General features: G+C 64.6%; 1 protein-coding gene. It reads left to right on the forward strand.

What is annotated here, in order from left to right:
• Nucleotides 1-542, forward strand: a 542-nt coding sequence (locus tag QD408_RS27135) for an electron transfer flavoprotein subunit alpha/FixB family protein (protein ID WP_414141432.1), incomplete at both ends; no start/stop codon positions are given.

The following is a 542-nucleotide window of genomic DNA, read 5'->3' on the forward strand; positions in this document are numbered from 1 at the left end:
GGCCGGTTCCTACGACACGATCGGCCGGTTCCTACGACACGATCCTCTCGGCCGCCACTTCGGTCGGCAAGACGGTGCTGCCGCGCGTGGCCGCTCTTCTCGACGTCGCCCAGGTCTCGGAGATCATCGAGGTCGTTTCATCCGATACCTTCAAGCGTCCGATCTATGCCGGCAATGCCATCCAGACGGTACAGGCAAGCGATGCCAAGAAGGTCATCACCGTGCGCACCGCTTCCTTCGCCTCCGCTGGTGAAGGCGGATCTGCCTCCGTCGAAGCAATCCCGGCTGTCTCCGATCCCGGCCTGTCGCGTTTCGTCTCCGATGCGCTGTCGGCCTCTGAACGTCCGGAACTGACCTCGGCGAAGATCATCATCTCGGGTGGCCGGGCGCTCGGTTCTGCCGAGAAGTTCAAGGAAGTCATCCTGCCGGTTGCCGACAAGCTCGGCGCCGCCGTCGGTGCAAGTCGTGCGGCCGTCGATGCCGGCTATGCGCCGAACGACTGGCAGGTCGGCCAGACCGGCAAGGTGGTTGCGCCCGATCTC

Origin of the sequence: Rhizobium sp. BR 249 (assembly GCF_047445895.1) — a bacterium.
GTDB lineage: Bacteria > Pseudomonadota > Alphaproteobacteria > Rhizobiales > Rhizobiaceae > Rhizobium.